Origin of the sequence: Thermus igniterrae ATCC 700962, from assembly GCF_000376265.1 — a bacterium.
Classification (GTDB): domain Bacteria; phylum Deinococcota; class Deinococci; order Deinococcales; family Thermaceae; genus Thermus; species Thermus igniterrae.
In genome coordinates, this window is record NZ_AQWU01000001.1 from 1 (window position 1) to 1,005 (window position 1,005).

Annotated in this window: 1 protein-coding gene and 1 pseudogene; both read right to left on the reverse strand. The window is 73.0% G+C overall.

Features of this window, described 5'->3' with window-relative positions; all coding sequences use genetic code 11:
- Nucleotides 1–129 precede the first annotated feature (129 nt).
- Entirely contained in the window at nucleotides 130–456 is a 327-nt protein-coding gene (locus B128_RS0100010) for a DUF7718 family protein (RefSeq protein ID WP_018110268.1), read from the reverse strand.
- 176 nt (nucleotides 457–632) lie between these two features.
- A pseudogene (locus B128_RS13280) lies at nucleotides 633–1,005 on the reverse strand (hypothetical protein); the annotation flags it as partial.

Consider the following 1,005-nt stretch of genomic DNA (forward strand, 5'->3'; position numbering starts at 1 on the left):
GGGCCACCTCCGGCTCGTCTAGGGGCAGGGGGACGAGGCGGTAGGCCTCGGGGAGCTCCCCCAGAAGTCCCCTCGCCAGGAGCTCCTCCGCTAGCACCCCGTCCAGCTCCGCCAGCCTCTCCGCCGGGTTCACCATCCCTCCTTTCCCTGGGCCTTTGCGGCCCTATAGGCCTCAATGTACTCCTCCGCTCGGCGGGCCAGGTCCATCTCCGCCACCCTGGCCGCCCTTCCTGGGTCCCGGGGCAGGTCCACCGCCTCATGGGCGGCGATGCGGTTGCGGTCCCGGTGGGGGGTCCCGCCGGAGGTGTCGTACCGGGCCACCCAGACCCAGCGCCCCTCCTCGGGGTCGTACCACTCCAGCTGCACGGCCCAGGACCTGGGCCGGCCCCGCTCCAGCTCGATGGTGAAGCGGAGTCGCCGGTCGGGGCCGATAGAGACTTCCCGGCGACGGACCATATCCCCAGGCTACCTGGGCTGCATACCCTTCCACTCCCGGGAGGCCCTCTCCTCCCTCCTCCCCCTTGCGGGGTTTATGCGGGAGACCCCCGGGATCCCCCGCAAGACCATGCGCGGCTGCCCCTCTCCTTTGCCGTCCTGGCCCCCTTTCTTGCGCGAAGCCTAGCTTTCGCGAACTACCGCAGAAGGGCTCCCGAGGCCTCCAGGACCAGGCGAAACCCGGAGGTCCCGTGGGCCGCCCTAAGGCCCAGCTCCTCCCCTCCCTCGGGGTCCGTCACGTACCCCAGGCGCAGGTACACCTCCCCCGAGGGGACCTCCACCCCCAGGGGCACCCGCACCCCTGCCCCCACCCCCAGGCTCCAGGCCTCGTTGGCCAGGAGGCCCATCCCCACCCCCAGGGAGAGGGCCAGGGGGCTTCCCCGGGTCCAGGCCAGCCCCAGGGCAGCGCTCACCGCCACCGGGTCCCGCAGGACCCCTGCCCGCACCTCCCCCTCCAGGGACCAGGGCGGGTAGCCCACCCGGAGGGCAAGCCGCGGCCGGCCGGGGAGG